This is a genomic window from Telluria sp. Soil_C_11, from assembly GCF_057657395.1.
Genome location: NZ_JBDGIN010000007.1, coordinates 113501 through 134789 on the forward strand (window position 1 = coordinate 113501; position 21289 = coordinate 134789).

Genomic DNA, 21289 nt, shown 5'->3' on the forward strand with positions numbered 1-21289 from the left:
GGCTTCTGAGGCTCAGCATGGGTCCCCGCGTCCGCGAGGACGACGCGGTGGCTAAGCCGCCGCCACCACACTCGCCACCACCGCCCCCAGCGCCGTCAAATCATACGGTTTGCGCAGCACTACCGCGTCCGGCCAGTTGTTGACTTCCCCCTTGCCGGTCGCGAACACGATCCGGATGCCCGGCGCCAGCACGCGCGCTTCGGCGGCCAGCATGTCGCCCGACATGCCGGGCAGCTGGACGTCGGTGATCAGGATGTCGGATTCGTTCGAGATCAGCGCCAGCGCGTCCTCGGCGGTGCCGGCCGAGCGCACCTCGTGGCCGAGGTGGATCAGGAGCGCCTCGGTACTGTCGCGGATTTCTTCCTCGTCCTCCACCAGCACGATGCGCAGGCGCACGGGCGTGTCGCCCTCGCCGGCGCGCGGACGCAGCGGCGGCGGCTCGTCTTGCGACCGGCTGCGCTGGTTGGCGAGTACCTGGCGGATGCGGCGCGCCAGGCTTTCGCGGGTGTAGGGCTTGCCGAGCAGTTCGACGCCGCGGTCGAGGCGTCCGCCGTGCACGATCGCGTTTTCCGTGTAGCCCGAGGTGAACAGCACGGCCAGGTTCGGCAGGCGTTCGCGCGCCATCCGCGCCAGTTCCGGGCTGCGCAGGGTGCCCGGCATGACGACGTCGGTGAACAGCACGTCGATCGGCACCCCGGACTCCACCACCGCCAGCGCGCTGGCCGCGTCGGCGGCCTTCAGCACACGGTAGCCGAGGTCGGTCAGCATCTCGACCACGGTGGTGCGCACCGCTTCGTCGTCCTCGGCCACCAGGATGGTCTCGGTGCCGCCGACAGCCGGTTGCGGCTCGGCCACCGGCGCCTTCGCATCCTCGGCCGCCAGGGTACGCGGCAGGTAGATCTTGACCGTCGTGCCCTGCCCCGGCTCGCTGTAGATCTTGACGTGGCCGCCGGACTGCTTGACGAAGCCATACACCATCGACAGGCCGAGGCCGGTGCCCTTGCCCTCTTCCTTGGTCGAGAAGAAGGGTTCGAAGGCCTGGCGCAGCACGTCGGGCGTCATGCCGGTGCCGGTGTCGGTCACGCCGATCATCACGTACTGGCCGGGCGCGACGTCGGCGTGGTTGCGGCAGTACAGGTCGTCCAGCACGGCGTTGTTGGCTTCGATGGTCAGGCGGCCCGAAGCGATCCCCCCGGCGTTCATCGCATCGCGCGCATTGATCGCCAGGTTCAGCACCGCGTTCTCGAGCTGGGCGACGTCGATGGCGGTGTTCCACAGGCCGCCCGAAATCACCAGCTCGACCTCGATCTCCTCGCCCAGCGACCGGCGCAGCATGTCTTCCATGCCCATCACGACGCGGCTGATCCTGACCACGCGCGGCTCGAGCGGCTGGCGGCGTCCGAAGGCGAGCAGGTAACTGGCCAGCTTGGCGCCGCGTTCGACCGCCGAACGGGCATTGCCGATCCAGCGCTGGACTTCGCCGCCCTCGCAATGCATCTCGAGCAGTTGCAGGTTGCCGGAGATGATCTGCAGCAGGTTGTTGAAGTCGTGCGCCACGCCGCCGGTCAGCTTGCCGATGGTTTCCATCTTCTGCGACTGCTGCAGCGCCAGCTCGGTGCGGCGGATCTGCTCGGCCTGCTCGCGGTCGGCGGTGATGTCGCGCCCGATCGCGTGGATGAAGGCGGCGTCCGGCGCCGCCGACCAGGACAGCAGGCACCAGCTGCCGTCCTTGCGGCGGAAGCGGTTCTCGAACTTGTACACATAATGGCCTTCGCCCAGCGACTCCATCTGGGTCGCGGTCGCGGCCTGGTCGTCCGGATGCACCAGGTCGAGGAAGTTGCGGCCGACGACGTCGGCATCGCTCCAGCCCAGCAGCGAACCGAAGGCCGGGCTGACCGCCTCGACCCGCCCGTCGAAGCCGGCCACCAGCATGATGTCCTTCGACAGGCGCCACATGCGGTCACGCTCGGCGGTGCGCTGGGCGACCTGCTGTTCCAGGCTGGCGTTCAGGTGCTCGAGCCGCTGCTCGCCCTGCTTGTGGTCTTCGATGTCGGTATTCGTGCCGATCCAGCCGGTGACCTGGCCGTCCTCGCCGCGCTGCGCCACCGCGCGCGACAGGTGCCAGCGGTAGCTGCCGTCCTTGCCGCGCAGGCGCATCTCGGCCTCGTAGGTCGAGCCGGAAGCGACCGCGATCGCCCAGCGCGTCGTCACCTGCGGCAGGTCGTCCGGATGGACGATGCCGGTCCAGCCGGTGCCGCCCAGCGCATCGAAACCGAGGCCGCTGTAGGCATAGGCATGCTCGTTGAACCAGTCGTTCTTGCCGTCCGCGGTGGCGCTCCAGACCTGGTGCGGAATCGCGTGGGCGAAACTGTGGAAGCGGGCCTCGCTCTCGTGCCGCGCCTGCTCGGCCAGCACGCGCTCGGTGACGTCCTGGCCCTGCACGAACACGCCGTTGACGCTGCCGTCCTCGCTGCGCAGCGGCTGGTACACGAAGTCGAGGTAGAACAGGCGGCGCTGGTGGCCATCCTCCGCCAGCCACAGCGGCGCGGCGCTGGCGGCATACGGCTCGCCGCTGCGGTACACCTGGTCGAGCAGGTCGACGAAGCCCTGCGGCACCGTCTCCGGCAGCGCCAGCCGCAACGGCCGGCCGAGCACCGGACGCTCGCCGATCAGCGTACTGCAGGCGGCATTGACCAGGGCGAACACGTGATCGGGGCCGGTGAACTGGGCCACGAAGCCCGGCGCCTGCTGGAAGATCGCGCGCAGGCGGCTGTGCTCGAGATCGAGGCCGGCCTCGGCCCGGACCCTGGCGGTCGCTTCGGTCACCAGCGCCAGCACGCCGATGATGTCGCCGTCGTCGCCGGTGACGGGCGAATAGTCGAGGTCGAACCAGCATTGCGCCGGCACGCCGCCGCGCTCCAGGGTCAGCGCATGGTCGCGGCAGGACAGCGTGCCTCCGGCCAGGACCACGTCGAGCACATTGGCGTTGAAGGCCGCGGCCTCGGGCCAGGCATCGACCGCCCGGCTGCCGAGGATGGCGGGATGGCGCGCGCCGGACAGCGCCGCATAGCCCTCGTTATAGATCAGGATCCCGTCCCGCCCCCACAGCGTGGCGATCGGCGCCGGCGAGCGCAGCATCAGTTCGACGGTGGTGCGCATCGCCGCCGGCCAGCGGGGAATGGGCCCAAGGCTGGTGGCGCCCCAGTCGAAATCGTCGATCAACTTGCCGAGGATTCCGCCGTCGTTGCCGAAGTTCCTGGCCGGGGCCGCGTCGCGCATCGCCATCTTGTCAATCTGCCTACTGTTTTTATGGGGAACGCAATTGTAAAGGTTTTGGAATTTCCGTGAAACACAAATCAAGAATTGTGTACATTTTTGAAATATCCCGGTATAAACGCGTGTCATACCGAGAATAACAATCCTGGAGAACCCATGCGCCGCCCCCTGCTCGGCACCGCCGTGCTCTTGCTGCTCGCCCTCGCGGCCTGGCTGACACTGGCACCGGTGCCGGCCGACCCCGTGGCATGGCAGGCGCCGCCGAATCCCGGCTACACCGGCGCCTATGCCGCCAACACCCGGCTGGCGGCCCTGTCGACCATCGACCTGCTGGACGGCGCGACCGGCGCCGAGCATGTGGCGCTCGGGCCGGACGGCAGCCTGTACGTGGCGGTAGTGGGCGGCAGCATCCTGCGCATGCGGCCGGACGGCAGCGGCCAGGAAATCTGGGCCCAGACCGGCGGCCGGGTGCTGGGCTTCGCATTCGACGGCAGCGGCCGCATGATCGCCGCCGATGCCCTGCGCGGATTGCTGGCGATCGCGCCGGAACCGCCGCACCACGTGACCCTGCTGGCCGACCGCATGCCGGACGGCGATCCGATCCGCTTTCCGGACGCGGTGGCGGTGGCGCGCGACGGCAGCGTCTACTTCACCGATGCCACGCAGCGCTTCGCCCCGGCCGACTTTGGCGGCCCGTTCGAAGCCAGCGTGCTCGACTACCTCGAACACCGGCCGACCGGGCGGGTGCTGGTCTACCAGCCGCGCGGCAGGCTCGAGGTGGTCGCCGAGGGCCTGTCCTTCCCGAACGGCATCGTCCTGTCGCAGGACGGGCGCGCCCTGTTCGTCGCCGAGACCGGCGCCTACCGCGTCTGGCGCATCGACACGAGTGCGCGCGGCCTCGACCTGGCGCACGGGCCGGGCGCGCAGGCCCGGGTGATCCTCGACCGCCTGCCGGGCTTCCCGGACAACCTGACGCGCGGCATGGACGGCCGCATCTGGCTCGGCCTGGCGGGACCGCGCACCGCCTCGGCCGACGCGATGGCGGCGCACCCCTTCATGCGCAAGCTGGCGCTGCGCCTGCCGCGCTTCCTGTGGCCGCTGCCGCCCAGCTACGGCCACGTGCTTGCCTTCACCGAGGACGGCCAGGTGGTCGCCGACCTGCAGGACCCGCGCGGCGCCTATCCGCAGACCACCGGCGTGCTGGAAACCGCCGACCGCCTCTACATCCACAGCCTGCATGCGCCGGTGCTCGGCTGGCTGCCGAAGACCCGCGCCGCGCTCGACGACCGGCTGCGGAGCACCGGACAACCCTGAAGCAGGCCGGGAACCGCGGCGCACGCTTGCCGCAATCGGCGTGCCGACGCTGCGGCGCGTGCTAGTGTCTTGTCCTGATCCGGCGGGCAGACGCAGGCCGAAAGCGCCCGGTTCGTGCTGCACAGCAGCAGAAAAATATTCTCGAAAAGTGCGCGTGCGAGGTCTTGCCGCAATTAATATATTTTCTGCTGCACACACCTTTACCAAGGGGAAAGTGAACTATGAGCCAGAGTCAACCTCTGTCGCTGCATGTCCCGGAGCCTACCGGCCGCCCGGGATGCAAGACTGATTTTTCGTATCTTGGCGTGAACCCTGCGGGCACCGTCCCGCGCCCGCCCGTCGACGTGCGCTACCAGGACACCCTGGAGCTCGCGTCCAGCCTCATCCGCGTGCTCGACGACAACGACGACGCCGTCGGTCCCTGGGCGCCGGAGCTGGACAGGGACACCCTGCTGTCCGGCCTGCGCACCATGATGAAAACCCGCATCTTCGACGCCCGCATGGTGATCGGCCAGCGCCAGAAGAAGATGTCGTTCTACATGACCTCGCTCGGCGAGGAAGCGATCGGCACCGCGCACGCGCTGGCCCTGAAGGACGGCGACATGTGCTTCCCGACCTACCGCCAGCAGAGCCTGCTGATGGCGCGCCAGTATCCGCTGGTCGAGATGATCTGCCAGCTGCTGTCGAACGAACGCGACCCGCTCAAGGGCCGCCAGCTGCCGGTGATGTATTCGTCCAGGAAGGACGGCTTCTTCACGATCTCCGGCAACCTCGCCACCCAGATCCCGCAGGCGGTCGGCTGGGCGATGGCCTCGGCCATCAAGGGCGACACGAAAATCGCCTCCGGCTGGATCGGCGACGGCGCCACCGCCGAGAGCGACTTCCATACCGGGCTGACCTTCGCCCACGTCTACCGCGCCCCCGTGATCTTCAACGTGGTCAACAACCAGTGGGCGATCTCGACCTTCCAGGCCATCGCCGGCGGCGAAAGCGTGACCTTCGCCGCGCGCGGCGTCGGCGCCGGCATCGCCTCGCTGCGCGTGGACGGCAACGACTTCCTGGCCGTGTACGCCGCGTCCTGCTGGGCCGCCGAGCGCGCCCGCCGCAACCTCGGCCCGACCCTGATCGAATGGGTCACCTACCGCGCCGGCCCGCACTCGACCTCCGACGATCCGTCGCGCTACCGCCCCGCCGACGAGTGGACCTATTTCCCGCTCGGCGACCCGATCGGCCGCCTGCGGCGCCACCTGACGAAAAAAGGCTGGTGGTCCGACGACGAGCACGAGAAGCTGCAGGCCGAGCTGGAAGCCGAAGTGCTGGCCGCACAGAAGGAAGCCGAACAATACGGCACGCTGATCGATGGCCGCGTGCCGAGCGCCGCATCGATGTTCGAGGACGTCTACAAGGACATGCCCGAACACCTGCGCCGCCAACGCCAACAACTGGGGGTGTGACGTGATGCGAGACATTGAAAAGGACGCCGTCGGCGCCGAGGAAGCAGAGGGCGAAAAAACGACGCCGATGACCATGATCCAGGCCCTGCGTTCGGCCATGGACGTGATGATGGAACGCGACGACAACGTGGTGGTGTACGGCCAGGACGTCGGCTACTTCGGCGGCGTGTTCCGCGTCACCGACGGCCTGCAGGCCAAGTACGGCAAGCACCGCGCCTTCGATGCGCCGATTTCCGAAGGCGGCATCGTCGGCACCGCGGTCGGCATGGCCGCCTACGGCCTGCGCCCGGTGGTCGAGATCCAGTTCGCCGACTACTTCTATCCGGCCACCGACCAGATCGTTTCCGAAGCGGCGCGCCTGCGCTACCGCTCGGCCGGCGACTTCACCTCGCCGCTGACGATCCGCATGCCCTGCGGCGGCGGCATCTACGGCGGCCAGACCCACAGCCAGAGCCCGGAAGCCTTCTTCACCCACGTGTGCGGCCTGCGCACCGTGATGCCGTCCAATCCCTACGACGCGAAAGGCCTGCTGATCGCCTCGATCGAGAACGACGACCCGGTGATCTTCCTGGAACCCAAGCGCCTGTACAACGGCCCCTTCGACGGCCACCACGACCGTCCGGTGACGTCCTGGTCCAAGCACCCGCTGGGCAAGGTGCCCGAGGGCTACTACACGGTCCCGCTGGACAAGGCGGCGATCTTCCGCCCGGGCGCCGACCTCACCGTGCTGACCTACGGCACCATGGTCTGGGTATCCGAAGCCGCCGCCAACGAGACCGGCATCGACGCCGAGATCATCGACCTGCGCACCCTGTGGCCGCTCGACCTCGAGACCATCGTCGCCTCGGTCAGGAAGACCGGCCGCTGCGTCGTGGTCCATGAGGCGACCCGGACCAGCGGCTTCGGCGCCGAACTGGCCGCGCTGGTGCAGGAACACTGCTTCTACCACCTGGAAGCGCCGATCGAGCGCGTGACCGGCTGGGATACCCCCTACCCGCATGCGCAGGAATGGGCGTATTTCCCGGGACCCGACCGCGTCGGCGCGGCATTCAAACGAGCGATGGAGGCATAAAGGTGGGTATTCACGTCATCAAGATGCCCGACGTGGGCGAAGGTATTGCGGAATGCGAAGTGGTGGCCTGGCGCGTACAGCCCGGCGACACGGTCACGGAAGACCAGATCCTGGCCGACGTCATGACCGACAAGGCGACGGTCGAGATTCCGTCGCCGGTGCATGGCACGGTCGTGGCCCTGGGCGGCAAGGTCGGCGAATCGCTGCCGGTGGGCGGTGAGCTGATCCGCCTTGAAATCGAAGGGGCGGGCAACCTCAAGGCGGAGACGGCGAAGCCGGCTACTGCTGCGCCCGCCCCGGCTGCGGACGAACCGGCCGAGCTGCCGCATGGCTTCGTGCCGGAGCCGCAGCGGGTTGCGGCGGGCGCGGCCAGCGTGCAGGCGCCGGCGGCAAGCGCGCCGGCACCGGGCACATCGGGAGGCGGCGTCACCGCTGGCGGCGCCACGGCCTCGCGCTCGCGCGCCGCAGGCGGGTCTTCGGGAAATGGCGCCGCCTCGCGCGCCATTTTCCGTGATGCGAACGAAAAGCCGCTGGCTGCACCGGCCGTACGCAAGCGCGCTTGGGACATGGGCATCGAACTGCAGTACGTGGCCGGCAGCGGCCCGGCCGGGCAGATCACGCATGCCGACCTCGACGCCTACGTGTCCGGCCGCAGGCAGGGCCACGCCATGCACGGCGGCGCGGACGGGCGCTACGCCGAGCTGCACGGCGAGGAAGCGGTGCCGCTGATCGGCTTGCGCCGCAAGATCGCCGAGAAGATGCAGCTGTCCAAGCGCCAGATCCCGCACTTCACCTATGTCGAGGAAGTCGACGTCACCGAACTCGAAGCCCTGCGCGGCCAGCTGAACGCCCGCTACGGCGAGGAGCGCGGCAAGCTGACCCTGCTGCCGCTGCTGATGCGGGCCGTGGTGCTGGCGATCCGCAAGTTCCCCGAGGTCAATGCCCGCTTCGACGACCAGGCCGGCATCGTCACCCGGTACCAGCCGGTCCACCTCGGCATCGCCACCCAGACCGACGCCGGCCTGATGGTGCCCGTGATCCGCAACGCCGAGGCCCGCGATCCGTGGTCGAGCGCAAAGGAGATCCTGCGCCTGGCGGAAGCCGCGCGCACCGGCAAGGCGGCGCGCGACGAACTGTCCGGCTCGACCATCACCATCACCAGCCTCGGCCCGCTGGGCGGCATCGTCAGCACGCCGGTGATCAACCATCCGGAAGTGGCGATCGTGGGCGTGAACCGGATCCTCGATCGCCCGGTGGTGAAGAACGGAGGCCTGGTGCCGCGCAAGCTGATGAACCTGTCGTCCTCCTTCGACCACCGCGTGATCGACGGCATGGTCGCGGCAGAATTCATCCAGGCCGTCCGCGGCTACCTGGAAACCCCGGCGACCCTGTTCGTCGAATAAGAGAGGGCAATCGACAAGATGACGATGGAAACGACTTTACTCATCATCGGCGGCGGCCCGGGCGGCTACGTGGCCGCCATCCGCGCCGGCCAGCTCGGCATCAAGACCGTGCTGGTCGAAGGCGAGCAGCTGGGCGGCACCTGCCTGAACGTGGGCTGCATTCCGTCCAAGGCGCTGATCCACGCGGCCGAGGAATTCCACAAGGCCAGCCATTACGCCGCGGTAGGTGCCGATGAGTCGCCGCTGGGTATCCGCGCTTCGGCGCCGAGCATCGACATTGGCCGCACCGTGGCCTGGAAGGAAGGCATCGTGAAGCGCCTGACCGGCGGCGTCGGCGCGCTGCTGAAGAAGAATGGCGTGCAGGTGGTGCGCGGCTGGGCCAGGATCCTGGACGGCAAGACGGTCGAAGTCATGGGGGCCGAGGGCAGCAAGACCGGCGCCGCCAACGACGCCGGCGGCCAGACCACCCGCATCCGCTGCGAGCACCTGCTGCTGGCGACCGGCTCGGAGGCGGTCGAGCTGCCCTTCCTGCCCTTCGGCGGCAACGTGGTGTCGGCCACCGAAGCGCTGTCGCCGGAAACCCTGCCCGAACACCTGGTGGTGGTCGGCGCCGGCTACATCGGCCTGGAGCTGGGCACGGCCTACCGCAAGCTGGGCGCGCGCGTGACCGTGGTGGAAGCCGCCGGCCGCGTGCTGCCGGCCTACGACGACGAACTGGCCCGCCCGGTGGCGGCGCGCCTGAAGGCCCTCGGCGTGGACCTGCACCTGGAATCGAGCGTGCTGGGCCTGAGCGAAGACGGCAAGGGCGTGCGCATGAAGAACGCCGGCGGCGAGGAAGTGACGATCGCGGCCGACCGCGTGCTGGTGGCCGTCGGCCGCCGTCCGCGCACAACCGGCTTCGGGCTGGAAAGCCTGATGCTGGACATGAACGGGCGTGCGGTACGCATCGACAACCAGTGCCGCACCTCGATGCGCAACGTCTGGGCGATCGGCGACCTGACCGGCGAGCCGATGCTGGCCCACCGCGCGATGGCGCAGGGCGAGATGGTGGCCGAGATCATCGCCGGCAAGCGCCGCCATTTCATGCCGGCGGCGATTCCCGCGGTCTGCTTCACCGATCCGGAAGTGGTGGTGGTCGGCCTGACGCCGCAGGAGGCCGCGAAACAGGGCCTGGACTGCATCAGCGCCAGCTTCCCCTACGCCGCCAACGGCCGCGCCATGACCATCGAAGCCACCGACGGCTTCGTCCGCGTGGTCGCGCGCAAGGACAACCACCTGATCGTCGGCTGGCAGGCGGTCGGCAGCGCGGTGTCCGAACTCGGCACGGCTTTCGTCCAGTCGATCGAGATGGGGGCGCAGCTGGAGGACGTGGGCGGGACCATCCACGCCCACCCGACCCTGGGTGAGGCGGTGCAGGAGGCGGCGCTGCGGGCGCTGGGACATGCGCTGCATATCTGAGGGCTACGCAAATCAACTCCGTCGTTCCCGCGCAGGCGGGAACCCAAGTTTGTTAGCGCTGCGTTAGCTCAAGCAGCATCTGGACCCCGTCTTCGCGGGGACGACGGAATTCACTTGGGTCCCCGCCTGCGCGGGGACGACGAAGTGTACGCTGCTTATTTCCGGCCGAAGTGTACGCTGCTTATTTGCGGCTCCGCTGTTCACTCCGCTCCGCATCCTCCGCCGACTGCCGGCTCCCGGCATTCCCGGTGCTCAGGCTCTCGGTCCCGCCGAGCCCGGTCTGCAATTCCCCGGCTTCCTCTCCGGCATGCCCGGTATCCGAGCCGACCACATCGTCCAGCCGCGATTCCGACTGCCTGTTGCCGACGTCGCTGTGGCCCCAGTCGTTGTGCTGGTTGCCCGCGCCGCCGATGTCTTCGCCGGCTTTCGGCCGCTTCCCTTCGTTCTCTGTATTCATGGCGTCGAGTCCTTGTTGGATTGGCGGTTGCCGGGGTTGCCGCCGACCTTGTTGCCGACTCCTTCCAGGCCGGTCTCGAGCGCGTCCGGCTGGCTGGGACGGTAGCCCTCCCGTTCAGATTCGGTTCCCGGATTCAACAAATCGTCCGTCCGCGCATCCGACTGGGCGTTTCCGGCGGCCACTTCGCCCGACATGCGGCCGACGTCGCCGGTGCCGCCCGTGCCCATGGTGGCGGCCGAGCTGCTGCCGTCCTTGGTCACCTGGTCGTAGTTGCGGCCCTTGGCATCCTTGCCTTCGCTTTGCATCGACATGACCTGCTCCTTTTCCGCTAAGGTGTCAGGTCATCATAGGGCCGCGCCGCGCGCCGGGAAATAGGCAAGCGCCCGTCTGGCTTGTAGGACATGTCGGGCGCGATGTTGTGGAATAATCAAATCCATGAGCCAACAACACATCCTGGTCCTGTATGCCCATCCTGCCCCGCACCGCTCGCCGGTCAACCGCCGGCTGGCGGACGCCGCGCGCGCCACGCCCGGGGTCGTGGTGCAGGATCTGTACGACACCTACCCCGACTTCGACATCGACGCCGAGCATGAGCGGGCCCTGGTGCGCGATGCCAGCGTGCTGGTGTTCCTGCACCCGATCCGCTGGTACGGCATGCCTTCGCTGCTGAAGGAGTGGCTGGACGTGGTGCTGGTGCCGGGCTGGGCCTACGGCAAGCCGGATTCCGTCCTGCGCAGCAAGGGCTACTGGCTGGTCGCGACCACCGGCAGCGGCCCGGACGCTTACCAGCCCGGCGGCCTGCACGGTCGGCCCTTCGCCGACTTCCTGGCGCCGTTCGAGCAGACCGCGGCCTTGTGCGGAATGGACTGGATCGCGCCGCTGCTGATGCATGGCGCGGCCCAGGCCGGCGAGGCGGCGGTCGAGGCGCATGTGGCCGAATTCAGGCGCCGCCTGCAGGCCTACGCGGCGCCGCTGCATACCCCGGGGAGCTAGACCATGGAACACAGCCTGCTGACCAATGCCCTGGTCTATCTCGCCGCCGCCGTGGTCGCGGTGCCGCTGTCCAAGCGCCTCGGCATGGGCACCGTGCTGGGCTACCTGGCGGCCGGGATCCTGATCGGGCCCTACGGCCTGAAGCTGATCGGCAATGTCGAGGATGCCCTGCACTTCGCCGAGTTCGGCGTGGTGCTGCTGCTGTTCCTGATCGGCCTGGAGCTGGAGCCGGACCGGCTGTGGGCGCTGCGCCGGCCGATCTTCGGCTGGGGCGGCGCGCAGGTGGCGGCCGTCGCTGCGGCCCTGGCCGGCGCCGCGCTGCTGGCCGGCGTCGGCTGGAAGCTGGCGCTGATCGCCGGCCTCGGGCTGTCGCTGTCCTCGACCGCGATCGCCCTCGCCTCGCTGGAAGAGCGCAACCTGATGCCGACCCCGGCCGGCCAGGCGGGCTTTGCGATCCTGCTGTTCCAGGACATCGCCGCGATTCCGATGATCGCCATCGTGCCCCTGCTCGGGATGCCCGACGATGCCGGCTCGAGCGGCAACTTCTGGCTGGCCACGTTCAAGGTGGTCGGCGTGCTGGCCGGCCTGATCTTCGGCGGCCGCTACCTGGTGCGCCCGCTGCTGCAGGTCATCGCCCGCACCGACACGCGCGAGATCTTCACCGCCTTCGCCCTGCTGCTGGTGATCGCGATCGCACTGCTGATGCAGTGGATCGGGATGTCGATGGCGCTGGGGGCCTTCATGGCCGGCGTGCTGCTGGCCGATTCCGAATACCGCCACGCGCTGGAGACTGACCTCGAACCCTTCAAGGGCCTGCTGCTCGGCCTGTTCTTCATCGCAGTCGGCATGTCGGTCGACTTCGCGGTCTTCTTCGCGCGTCCGCTGCTGATCCTGGGGCTGGTGGCGGCCTTCCTGGCCATCAAGACCGGCGTGCTGTACGGGCTGTCGCGCCTGCTCGGCATCGCGCGTGGCCAGCACCTGCAGTTCGCGCTCTTGCTGTCGCAGGGCGGCGAATTCGCCTTCGTCGTGTTCGGCGCGGCGGCCACGGCGCGCGTGTTCACGGACGAGACGGCGTCGATGCTGGTGGTCGTGGTGGCGCTGTCGATGGTGGTCACGCCGCTGGTGCTGATGGCCTGGGACCGGGTCATGGCGCGCCGCGAGTGCAAGGACAACAAGCCGGACGCCGACGCGATCGAACCGAACGAAGACCACGTGATCATCGCCGGCTTCGGCCGCTTCGGCCAGATCGTGGGCCGCTTCCTGAACGCCAACGGCATCAAGCTGACGGTGCTCGACCACGACCCGGACCAGATCGAGGTGCTGCGCCGCTTCGGCTTCAAGGTGTTCTACGGCGACGCGACCCGCGCCGACCTGCTGCGCGCCGCCGGCGCCGCCCGCGCGCGCGCGCTGGTGGTGGCGATCGACGACATCGAGGACAGCCTGGCGCTGGTCGAGACGGTCCGCCGCGACTACCCCGGCCTGCAGATCTTCGCCCGCGCCCGCAACGTCACGCACTGGTACCAGCTGATGGACCGCGGCGTCTCCATGATCGAGCGCGAGACCTTCGAATCGGCCCTGCAGCTGGGCCGCACCGTGCTGACCGCGGGGCTGGGCCACAACGCCTACCGCATCCGCCAGGCCGCGCTGAAGTTCAGGCGGCTCAACATCGCCAACGTGCACGCGGTCTACCCGTACTACAAGGACCGCGAGCAGTACGTGTCGATGGCCAAGCAGGCGCGCGAGGAACTCGAGGAGATGATCGCGCGCGACCGCCGTGCCCAGGAAGGCGAGACGCGGCACGACTGGGACTGAGGACCTTCAGGCCGCCTCTTCGCGGTCGCGCGCGCCCTGCTCCGCCAGCGCCGATTCCGCGGCTTCCGGCGTCAAGGGCTTGAAGTAGAAGTAGCCCTGCACGAAATCGCTGCCCATGTCGCGCAGCAGCTGCAGTTCGGCGTCGGTCTCGACGCCTTCCGCCACCACGTCCAGTTCCAGCGCCCGCGCCAGCATCAGCACCACCTCGACGATCTGGCGCTTGTCGTCGAATCGGTCGAGCTGGCTGACGAAGGAACGGTCGATCTTCAAGGTATCGATCGGCAGGCGGCGCAGGTAGCTGAGCGAGGAATAGCCGGTGCCGAAGTCGTCCAGGCTGACGCGCACGCCCAGCGCCTTCAGTTCGGCGAAGATGCCGAGCGCGTGCTCGGCGTCCGCCATGACGGCGCTCTCGGTCAGCTCGAGCTTGAGGCTGGCCGGGGCGATCCCGGTCTCCGCCAGCACGCGCCGCACCGCCTCCACCAGTTCGCCGCCGGTGAACTGGACCGCCGACACGTTCACGCTCATGTCCAGCCGCATGTCGTGGCTCTGCTGCCACTCGCGCAGCTGGCGGCAGGCCTGTTCCAGCACCCACGAGCCGATCGGCTCGATCAGGCCGATCTCCTCGGCCACCGGGATGAATTCGTTGGGCGGCACCAGGCCATGCGTTGGATGGCGCCAGCGCAGCAGGGCTTCGAAGCCGCTGACGCGGCCGTCGCGCGGCGACACGATCGGCTGGTACTGCAGGAACAGCTGGCCCTGCGGCAGCGCGTCGCGCAGGTCCGCCTCCAGTTGCAGGCGTCGCACCGCGGCCAGCTGCATGGTCTGGTCGAACATCACCCAGCGCGCGCGGCCGGTCTGCTTGGCGTGGTACATGGCGATGTCGGCGTCGCGCAGGATGTCCTCGACGTCGGCATAGCCGCTGGCGCTGAGCGCGATGCCCACGCTGGCGGTGACGAACACGCGCTGCCCGGCCACCTCGAAGGGTTCGGCCAGGACGCCCATGATGCGCTCGGCGACCACGATCGCCCGCTCGGCGCTGCCGATGCGGTCGAGCAGGATCACGAATTCGTCGCCGCCCAGGCGCGCCACCAGGTGGTCTTCGGCGAGCGTGATGTCGCGCGCCACCATGTCGGTCTGGCGCAGGCAGGACGAGAGCCGTGCCGCGGTGCCGATGATCAGCTGGTCGCCGGACTGGTGGCCGAGTCCGTCGTTGATCGACTTGAAGCGGTCCAGGTCGACGAACAGGACCGCGAAGTGGTTGTCCGGCGCACGCTGCGCGCGCAGCAGCAGGTGCTGCAGGCGGTCCAGGAACAGCTTGCGGTTGCCGAGCTGGGTGAGCGGATCGTGCAGGGCGTCGTGCACCAGCTTGTCCTGGGCGCGGCGGCGTTCGATCACGCGCCCGAGCTGGGTGCCGATCTGGGCCATCAGGCGCAGCATCGACTCGCTCGGCGCCTGCCGCTCGACGCTGAAGAACTCGAGCACGGCGACCACTTCGGCGCCGATCATGACCGGGAAGCCGAACAGCGAGGCGAAGCCGGCGCGCACGATCTCTTCAAGGCGCGGCAGCTCGGCCAGGGTGGCGCCGCCGACGTCGACCCAGACCGGCGCGCCACTGGCCACCACCTTGCCCGGCAGTCCGCCGCCGAGCGCGAACTCGCTCTGTTCGGTGAGCGCGCGCAGCGCCTGCACCGGGCCGGCGCCCTCGCGCGCCACGCTGTCATGCCAGATGCTGGTGGAGTCGAAGCGCCGTTCGCCGTGGCGTTCGGCGATCAGCCACAGGTGGCCGAGCGGCCAGTTCGCGTAGCGGCACATGGCTTCCAGCGCCCGCTGCATCGCTTCGTTGACGCCCGATGCCTCGTTGGCGGCCACGGCGATGCTCTCCAGCAGGCCGATCTCCTGCTGGCGCTGGAACAGGTCGCGCAAGCCCCGTTCGGCGATGGCCTCGGCTTCGTGGCGGGCGGCCACTTCGCGTTTCAGGCGACGCTCGAGCCGCGCGACTTCGGCGCCGGGCGCCGGGGTGCCGGCGCCGGTCATTGCGGCAGGCTGCGGACCTGGAACATGCAGCGCTCGGCGCCGTGGTGCATGCACTGGCTCTGGCCGATGTCGAGGCGTTCGCCGAAATGGTCGGCGGCGCCGTGCATGAAACCTTCGGCCAGGGCGCACAGGCGGCGCGGCGAGTTGTAGCCGATCGCGAGCACGTCGGCAAGGCTGGTGTCGAAGTCGAACACCGGAGTCTGGGCGCCCGGATACAGCTTGCGCACTTCGGGATGGATGATGTTATTCAGGGTCAGCAGGTAGCTGCGCACGTTCTCGTGGTTCTCGAAGAAGGCGGGATAGCGCCTGGCCAGCAGCGGCATCGCCTGGCGCCCGAACCAGCGCAGCACTTCGCTTTCGGGCAGCGCCAGGGTCTCGGAGGCCACCTTTACCAGCGCGAAGATTTCGTCGTCGCCATAGCTGCCCAGCGAGGTATAGGCGCCGTCCAGGCCGGCCGCGTCCAGCAGTTGATCCCAGGCGGCGTCGCCGTAAGCCGTACTGACCACTTCTTCCAGCAGATTGAATACGATGCCCTTCATTATTGCCCTCAAAAAAAATTCAGTGATGCCATTGGGGCTCCAATCAAAGACAGATCAGCCACCTCGCGATTCCATGAATATTGCATCAAATCAACAAATATATCAAATTCTATCGTGCGCACCCTGCCTTCGCGCCGACGGAATGATGCTTTTTTGCCGATAAGCCAACGCGAAGAGGCGTCTCAGCGCGGCGCCGGCCGCTCGTCCCGGCTCGGCCCCGGCGTCACGGGCTTGCCGTCCACCCAGTCGATGCGGTCGATGCACATGTGCCGTCCGGTGCGCCCCGGATCCCAGGCGTGGTAGACGATCCAGGTCTCGCCGCCGGGCGACAGCGTGAAGGAATTGTGCCCCGGCCCCACCAGCTCGCCCGATCCGGGGGTGCGCATCAGCAGCGCCTGGTGCCCGCCTTCGGGACGGCGGTACGGGCCCTCGGGGTGTTTCGCCACCACATAGCTGACGCCGTAGTTCTCCTTTTCCCACGCTCCGCCGCTGTAGAAGCAGTAGTACAGGCCGTCGTGCACCAGCACCGCCGCGCCCTCGACCGTGTGCCAGTCGACCACCTTGCCGTACATCGGGCGCTCCTTGCGGAACACATGCCAGTCGTGGTGCGGGCGCACCACCACGCGCGGCTCTCCCGCCAGCGTCGTCATGTCGAGCAGGCGGTCGACCACGATGCCGGTGCCGATCCGCTCGTCATGCGACATCTCCAGGAAATCGACGCAGTAGAACAGCCACCACTGGCCGTCGGCGTCGCGGAACGGATGGGCGTCGATCGAGAACGGCTGGTCCGGCACCAGCACCTTGCCCGCGTCGAGGAAGGGCCCGGCCGGATGCTCGGCCACGGCCACCCGCAGCTTGTGGTCGGTGCCCTCGGGCGCCTTGCCGGCCGAGTAGTACAGATAAAAGCGGCCGCCGTGGCTGGCCACTTCCGGCGCCCAGAATTGCCAGCCCTGCTCCGGCTCCATGCCCGGCGCCGGCAGCAGGGCATGGCCGAGCGCCTTCCAGCTCACCAGGTCGGTCGAGCGCAGCACCGGGACCTGGCGGCCGTCGGCGGCGCCGGGCGCGGTGCCGTAGGCGTAGTAGGCGCCGTCGTGCCGCAGCACGAAGGGATCGGCGAAGGGGTCCGGATGGACCGGATTACGGTAAGTGTTCATCAGTTCCGCAGCTGGCCGGGTGGTCGCGGATGACGCCCGGTCCGTGCATCATGCGCCGATTCCGGCCCCGCCTCAATAGGCCGCGGCCATGCGTGCGCGGCGTTCGCGCGCCGGCATGGCCGCGCCGTCCGCGCCGAACAGGCAGGCATGGCCGGGGTCGAAGGCCAGCAGCACCGGGCTGCCCAGCGCCGGCAGCGCCTGCCCGCCGCCGCACTTGACGGCCACCATCTCCGGCGCGCCCTCGACCTGCACGTAGGCCAGCATGACGTCGCCCAGGTATTCGACCAGGCTCACCGTGCCCGGGATGCCGGGGCCGTCGGCGCCCTCCGCGTCCAGCATGCGCAGGTGTTCGGGCCGCACGCCCAGCGTGACCCTGGCCCCGACCGCGGCGTCGCCGGCGTCGGCCGCGACCTCGACAAGCGCGCCGCATACCAGGCGCACGGTGGCGATCGCGCCCTCCTCGCCCACCAGACTGGCTTCCAGGAAGTTCATGCGCGGCGAGCCCAGGAAGCCCGCCACGAACAGGTTCGCCGGCCGCTGGTACAGCTCGAACGGCGTGCCCGCCTGTTCGATGCGCCCGCCATTGAACACCACGATCTTCTGGCCCAGGGTCATGGCCTCGACCTGGTCGTGGGTCACGTAGATCATGGTGGCCCCCAGCTCCCGGTGCAGGCGGGCCAGTTCGACCCGGGTCTGGGCGCGCAGGGCCGCGTCGAGGTTGGACAGCGGTTCGTCGAACAGGAACACCGCCGGCTTGCGCACGATGGCGCGGCCAATCGCCACGCGCTGGCGCTGGCCGCCGGACAGGGCCTTCGGCTTGCGGTCGAGCAGGTGCGGGATCTGCAGGATCTCGGCGGCGCGCTGCACCCGCTCCCTGATCTCGGCCTTCGGCACCCTGGCCAGCTTCAGCGCGAAGCCCATGTTCTCGGCCACCGTCATGTGCGGATACAGCGCATAGCTCTGGAACACCATGGCGATGCCGCGCCGCGCCGGATCGACGCCGAGGCTGGGCACGCCGCCGATCTCGAGCTCGCCCTCCGTCACGTCCTCCAGTCCGGCGATGATGCGCAGCAGGGTCGACTTGCCGCAGCCGGACGGCCCGACGAAGACCACCAGCTCGCCGTCACCGATTTCCAGGTCGATGCCCTGGATGACGGGATTGTCCCCGTAGTCCTTCCTGACGCCGCGCAGACTTACCGATGCCATACCCGCTCCTTGTTCTTTGAACTTATCCCTTGAGCCCGCTCGCCGCGAGGAAGCCTTGCGTGACCCGGCGCTGGAAGGCGATGTAGGCCAGCGCCACCGGCAGCGCGCCCAGCAGCGCCGCCGCCATCAGCTGGGCGTAGCGCACCCCGAAGGCGTCGTAGGTCTGGGTCAGCCCCAGCGGAATCGTCATCATGTCGGTCGAGGTGACGATGATGAAGGGCCACAGGAAGTTGTTCCAGGCCGCGATGAAGGTCACGATCGCCATCGCCCACACGATGTTCCCCGAGATCGGCAGGTACACGCTCCACAATACCCGCAGCGGGCCGGCGCCGTCCATCAGCGCGGCTTCGCGGAAGTCGGCCGGGATCCCGTCGAAGAACCGCTTGAACACGTAGATCGCCACCGGCGACACCACCTGCGGCAGCACGATGCCGGCATAGGTGTTGATCAGGCCGAGCTGGTTCATGGTGCGGAACAGCGGCACCAGCAGCGCCTCGAAAGGCAGCAGGAACGCCAGCATGGCGGCGCCGAACAGGATGGTCCGGCCACGGAAACGCAGCTGGGAAAAGGCGTAGGCCGCCATCAGGCTGGTCGCCAGCGTCAGCACGGTCACCAGCAGGGCCACCAGGAAGCTGTTGAACAGCCAGCGCGGCACATTGCCGGCGGCCAGGGTCCTGGCGAAGGCGTCCAGGGTCCAGTGCCGGGGCAGCCAGTGGAACTCGCTCGACACGGTGTCGAGTTCCGGCCGCAGCGCGGTGGAGAGCGCCCACAGCAGCGGCGCCGCCCACAGCGCCGCCAGCAGCACGGCGGCGGCGACGCCGATGAGGGTCCAGCCCAGGTTCGCCCTGGCCTTCATGCAGACCTCCCGGCCAGCGATCCGGCGATCCAGGCCTGCAGCAGCGACAGCAGGATCACGATGAGTACGAAAGCCATGGCGATCGCGGCCGCGTAGCCGGCGTCGCTCTGGGTGAACGCAGTCTCATACATGTAGTGCAGCGTCACGCGGGTCGTGTTGAACGGTCCGCCGGCAGTCAGGATATAGGTCTGGCCGAACACCTTCAGCGAGGCGATGACCTGCAGGACGAGGGCCGTGGCCGCGACCGGGCGCAGCGCCGGCCAGGTGATCGAGCGGAACAGCGCGAAGCCGCGCGCCCCGTCCAGCGCCGCCGCCTCGTACAGGTCGGCCGGGATATTCCGCAGGCCGGCCAGGAACAGCAGCATGTTGAAGCCGACCGTCCACCAGACGGTGCCGATCGCGACCGCCGGCAGCGCCCAGTGCGGGTCCGCCAGCCAGGGCCGCTGGCTGCCGAGGATGTGGTTGATCACCCCGGAGGAAGGCTGCAGCATCCAGTCGGCAATCAGGGTCATCACCGAGACCGGCAGCACGAAGGGAAGGAAGAACACGCCCTGCAGCCAGGCCCGGGCCTTGACGAAACGGTCGACCAGCAGCGCCATGACGAGCCCGAGCGCCGTCAGCGGCACCACGGTCAGCAGCGCGAAATAGAAGGTGTTCAGCACCGAGTCCCAGAACGCGGGATCGGCCGCCAGGGTCGCGTAGTTGGCCAGTCCGACGAAGGCATTGGTGCGGGTCAGGCTGCTCTCGGTCAGGCTCATCCAGAAGGTGACGCCGGCCGGAGCCAGGAAAAACAGCAGGAACGCGATCACGAAGGGCGCCAGCAGCAGTGTCGCCGGCAAGCCTTGGCGCCGTGCGCCGCGCAGGATGGGATCGTCGGGTTGCATTCGCCTCCCTGGTTCAGTAGCGCGGCGGGCGCTTGCGGATCAGGCGCGCGCCCTCGGTCTCGAAGCGCCTGATCGCCTGCGCCGGGGTCATATAGCCGTACAGGGCCGCCGGCAGGAATTTCGACGCGATCGCCTCCAGCGGACCGGCCGCGCCCATGGTCCAGCCGTCCGGATCGTAGACCACGTTGCGGGCAGCCTGCGCATACTGGGCGTTGGGTTGCAGCGCCAGCGCCTCGGGCGACTCCGCCGCGGAGCGGTAGGCCGGGATGTGGCCGCCCTCGGCCCAGCCCATCGCGTGGTGGCTGACGTAGGCGACGAAGCGCAGCGCCGCCCTGACCCTGGCCTGCGATGCCGGACTGCCGGCGTCCGCGGCGTTGCTGGAAGGGATGGCGAAGGCATGCGAATCGGCCCAGGCGCTGGCGTTGGCGTACATCTTCGGCAGCGGCACGATGCCGTAGTCGAAGCCGAGCGTGCCGGCCTTCGAGGCCCGCACCAGTTCCGGCACTTCCCACACGCCGTTCAGCATGAAGGCGGCGCTGCCGCCCATGAACTGGCTGGTCGAGGCCGGGTAGTCGAGCCCGGCTTGGGCATAGCCATTGCGGAACCAGTCGCTGATGCGGGCCAGCGTGGCTTCGCCGGCCGGGCCGTAGCTGTACTGGCCGTCGCGCACGATGGCGATGTCCTGCTGGGCCAGCATCGACAGCCACAGGCGCCAGATCGCGAACGAGCTCTGGCTGCTCTCCATGGTCAGGCCGCGCCGGCCGGTCCGTTCGGTGGCGACGCGGAAGGCCTCGGTGAGCGCCTCCACGCCTTCGATCGGTGTCAGGCTGCCGGCATCGTCCAGCAGGCCGGCCTGGCCGGCGAGCTGCTTGTTGTAGTACAGGACCAGCGGGTGCACGTCGAGCGGGACCGCCCAGGTCTTCCCTTCGTAGCGCGCCTTGTCCCACTGGCGAGGCAGGAAGTCGCTGCCCGCCAGGCCGACCTGGGCCAGCTCGGCATCGGAGATCGGACGCAGCACGCCGCCGCCCGCCAGGTTGACCAGGCGCGACAGGTGAATCGTCGCCAGGTCCGGCCCGGCCCCGACCACCGTGGAGGTGATCAGTTTCGTATAGAACGGCTCGCCCCATTTCAGGGTCGTGCTCACCACGCGCACCTCGTGCTGGCTGGCGTTGAAGTCGTCGACCAGCGCCCGCATGCGCGCGCCGTCGCCCCCGCTCAGCAGGGTCCACATCCTGACTTCGATCTGCGCCCACGCGGGCGCCGGCCCGAAGACCAGCGTCACCAGCAGCGCGGCGGCGGCGAGGTGATGTCCTCGTCTTGCCACGGCGTCCCCATCTTCGTTGAGTTATTCCCGAGCGGAGCGCCGTTGCAGGATGA

At 68.8% G+C, this 21289-nt stretch carries 17 protein-coding genes; 7 read left to right on the forward strand and 10 right to left on the reverse strand.

The window, feature by feature from the left end; translation table 11 throughout:
• Positions 1 to 51: 51 nt before the first annotated feature.
• The gene (locus AC3A6M_RS13730; protein WP_487853270.1) at positions 52 to 3279 is read right to left on the reverse strand and encodes a hybrid sensor histidine kinase/response regulator; all 3228 of its coding nucleotides are present in this window, start codon (positions 3277 to 3279) and stop codon (positions 52 to 54) included.
• Between the two features lie 153 nt (positions 3280 to 3432).
• Here AC3A6M_RS13730 and AC3A6M_RS13735 point away from each other — a divergent pair, with 153 nt between their 5' ends.
• The 5 genes from AC3A6M_RS13735 to lpdA all read left to right on the forward strand — a co-directional run bounded on the left by AC3A6M_RS13735 (position 3433) and on the right by lpdA (position 9977).
• Positions 3433 to 4590: an SMP-30/gluconolactonase/LRE family protein gene (locus tag AC3A6M_RS13735; RefSeq protein ID WP_487853271.1), complete on the forward strand. Its 1158-nt coding sequence runs from the start codon at positions 3433 to 3435 to the stop codon at positions 4588 to 4590.
• Positions 4591 to 4811: 221 nt separating this feature from the next.
• Positions 4812 to 6044 carry a thiamine pyrophosphate-dependent enzyme gene (locus AC3A6M_RS13740; protein WP_487853272.1) on the forward strand — a complete coding sequence of 411 codons (1233 nt, stop codon included), beginning with the start codon at positions 4812 to 4814 and terminating at the stop codon, positions 6042 to 6044.
• 67 nt (positions 6045 to 6111) lie between these two features.
• Positions 6112 to 7116: an alpha-ketoacid dehydrogenase subunit beta gene (locus tag AC3A6M_RS13745; RefSeq protein WP_487853441.1), complete on the forward strand. Its 1005-nt coding sequence runs from the start codon at positions 6112 to 6114 to the stop codon at positions 7114 to 7116.
• A gap of 2 nt (positions 7117 to 7118) precedes the next feature.
• Positions 7119 to 8519: a dihydrolipoamide acetyltransferase family protein gene (locus AC3A6M_RS13750; protein ID WP_487853273.1), complete on the forward strand. Its 1401-nt coding sequence runs from the start codon at positions 7119 to 7121 to the stop codon at positions 8517 to 8519.
• Between the two features lie 18 nt (positions 8520 to 8537).
• Complete coding sequence (lpdA, locus tag AC3A6M_RS13755) at positions 8538 to 9977, forward strand: dihydrolipoyl dehydrogenase (protein WP_487853274.1); 1440 nt, start codon at positions 8538 to 8540, stop codon at positions 9975 to 9977.
• 181 nt (positions 9978 to 10158) lie between these two features.
• Here lpdA and AC3A6M_RS13760 read toward each other — a convergent pair whose 3' ends face one another.
• Entirely contained in the window at positions 10159 to 10434 is a 276-nt protein-coding gene (locus AC3A6M_RS13760) for a hypothetical protein (protein WP_487853275.1), read from the reverse strand.
• Positions 10431 to 10745, reverse strand: coding sequence for a hypothetical protein (locus AC3A6M_RS13765; RefSeq protein ID WP_487853276.1), 315 nt, complete (start codon positions 10743 to 10745; stop codon positions 10431 to 10433). Before AC3A6M_RS13765 ends, AC3A6M_RS13760 begins: the two co-directional genes overlap by 4 nt.
• 124 nt (positions 10746 to 10869) lie before the next feature.
• On the opposite strand from AC3A6M_RS13765, the gene kefF reads away from it, so the two are divergent.
• Positions 10870 to 11427, forward strand: a complete 558-nt coding sequence (kefF, locus tag AC3A6M_RS13770) for a glutathione-regulated potassium-efflux system oxidoreductase KefF (RefSeq protein ID WP_487853277.1) — start codon at positions 10870 to 10872, stop codon at positions 11425 to 11427.
• Between the two features lie 3 nt (positions 11428 to 11430).
• Positions 11431 to 13239, forward strand: a complete 1809-nt coding sequence (gene kefC, locus AC3A6M_RS13775; RefSeq protein ID WP_487853278.1) for a glutathione-regulated potassium-efflux system protein KefC — start codon at positions 11431 to 11433, stop codon at positions 13237 to 13239.
• A gap of 6 nt (positions 13240 to 13245) precedes the next feature.
• Here the strand turns inward: kefC and AC3A6M_RS13780 are convergent, their stop codons facing one another.
• The 7 genes from AC3A6M_RS13780 to AC3A6M_RS13810 all read right to left on the reverse strand — a co-directional run bounded on the left by AC3A6M_RS13780 (position 13246) and on the right by AC3A6M_RS13810 (position 21236).
• Positions 13246 to 15273 carry a putative bifunctional diguanylate cyclase/phosphodiesterase gene (locus AC3A6M_RS13780; RefSeq protein ID WP_487853279.1) on the reverse strand — a complete coding sequence of 676 codons (2028 nt, stop codon included), beginning with the start codon at positions 15271 to 15273 and terminating at the stop codon, positions 13246 to 13248.
• The gene (locus AC3A6M_RS13785) at positions 15270 to 15812 is read right to left on the reverse strand and encodes a heme NO-binding domain-containing protein (RefSeq protein ID WP_487853280.1); all 543 of its coding nucleotides are present in this window, start codon (positions 15810 to 15812) and stop codon (positions 15270 to 15272) included. Before AC3A6M_RS13785 ends, AC3A6M_RS13780 begins: the two co-directional genes overlap by 4 nt.
• Positions 15813 to 15994: 182 nt before the next feature.
• Complete coding sequence (locus tag AC3A6M_RS13790) at positions 15995 to 16966, reverse strand: glycoside hydrolase family 43 protein (protein ID WP_487853281.1); 972 nt, start codon at positions 16964 to 16966, stop codon at positions 15995 to 15997.
• A 72-nt stretch (positions 16967 to 17038) separates the two neighbouring features.
• Positions 17039 to 18172 (reverse strand): ABC transporter ATP-binding protein, encoded by a 1134-nt coding sequence (locus AC3A6M_RS13795; RefSeq protein WP_487853282.1) that lies wholly within the window; start codon positions 18170 to 18172, stop codon positions 17039 to 17041.
• A gap of 22 nt (positions 18173 to 18194) precedes the next feature.
• A complete protein-coding gene (locus tag AC3A6M_RS13800; protein WP_487853283.1) occupies positions 18195 to 19028 on the reverse strand; it encodes a carbohydrate ABC transporter permease in 834 nt (277 codons plus the stop codon).
• Complete coding sequence (locus AC3A6M_RS13805; RefSeq protein ID WP_487853284.1) at positions 19025 to 19912, reverse strand: carbohydrate ABC transporter permease; 888 nt, start codon at positions 19910 to 19912, stop codon at positions 19025 to 19027. The genes AC3A6M_RS13800 and AC3A6M_RS13805 overlap by 4 nt, the downstream gene beginning before the upstream one ends.
• A gap of 13 nt (positions 19913 to 19925) precedes the next feature.
• Positions 19926 to 21236 (reverse strand): extracellular solute-binding protein, encoded by a 1311-nt coding sequence (locus AC3A6M_RS13810; protein WP_487853285.1) that lies wholly within the window; start codon positions 21234 to 21236, stop codon positions 19926 to 19928.
• Positions 21237 to 21289: the final 53 nt, after the last annotated feature.

Coding starts and splice junctions, on each gene's coding strand:
- AC3A6M_RS13730 (WP_487853270.1), bottom strand. CDS start 3,279: ATGCGCGACGCGGCCCCGGCCAGGAACTTCGGCAACGACGGCGGAATC.
- AC3A6M_RS13735 (WP_487853271.1), top strand. CDS start 3,433: ATGCGCCGCCCCCTGCTCGGCACCGCCGTGCTCTTGCTGCTCGCCCTC.
- AC3A6M_RS13740 (WP_487853272.1), top strand. CDS start 4,812: ATGAGCCAGAGTCAACCTCTGTCGCTGCATGTCCCGGAGCCTACCGGC.
- AC3A6M_RS13745 (WP_487853441.1), top strand. CDS start 6,112: ATGACCATGATCCAGGCCCTGCGTTCGGCCATGGACGTGATGATGGAA.
- lpdA (WP_487853274.1), top strand. CDS start 8,538: ATGACGATGGAAACGACTTTACTCATCATCGGCGGCGGCCCGGGCGGC.
- AC3A6M_RS13760 (WP_487853275.1), bottom strand. CDS start 10,434: ATGAATACAGAGAACGAAGGGAAGCGGCCGAAAGCCGGCGAAGACATC.
- AC3A6M_RS13765 (WP_487853276.1), bottom strand. CDS start 10,745: ATGTCGATGCAAAGCGAAGGCAAGGATGCCAAGGGCCGCAACTACGAC.
- kefF (WP_487853277.1), top strand. CDS start 10,870: ATGAGCCAACAACACATCCTGGTCCTGTATGCCCATCCTGCCCCGCAC.
- kefC (WP_487853278.1), top strand. CDS start 11,431: ATGGAACACAGCCTGCTGACCAATGCCCTGGTCTATCTCGCCGCCGCC.
- AC3A6M_RS13780 (WP_487853279.1), bottom strand. CDS start 15,273: ATGACCGGCGCCGGCACCCCGGCGCCCGGCGCCGAAGTCGCGCGGCTC.
- AC3A6M_RS13785 (WP_487853280.1), bottom strand. CDS start 15,812: ATGAAGGGCATCGTATTCAATCTGCTGGAAGAAGTGGTCAGTACGGCT.
- AC3A6M_RS13790 (WP_487853281.1), bottom strand. CDS start 16,966: ATGAACACTTACCGTAATCCGGTCCATCCGGACCCCTTCGCCGATCCC.
- AC3A6M_RS13795 (WP_487853282.1), bottom strand. CDS start 18,172: ATGGCATCGGTAAGTCTGCGCGGCGTCAGGAAGGACTACGGGGACAAT.
- AC3A6M_RS13800 (WP_487853283.1), bottom strand. CDS start 19,028: ATGAAGGCCAGGGCGAACCTGGGCTGGACCCTCATCGGCGTCGCCGCC.
- AC3A6M_RS13805 (WP_487853284.1), bottom strand. CDS start 19,912: ATGCAACCCGACGATCCCATCCTGCGCGGCGCACGGCGCCAAGGCTTG.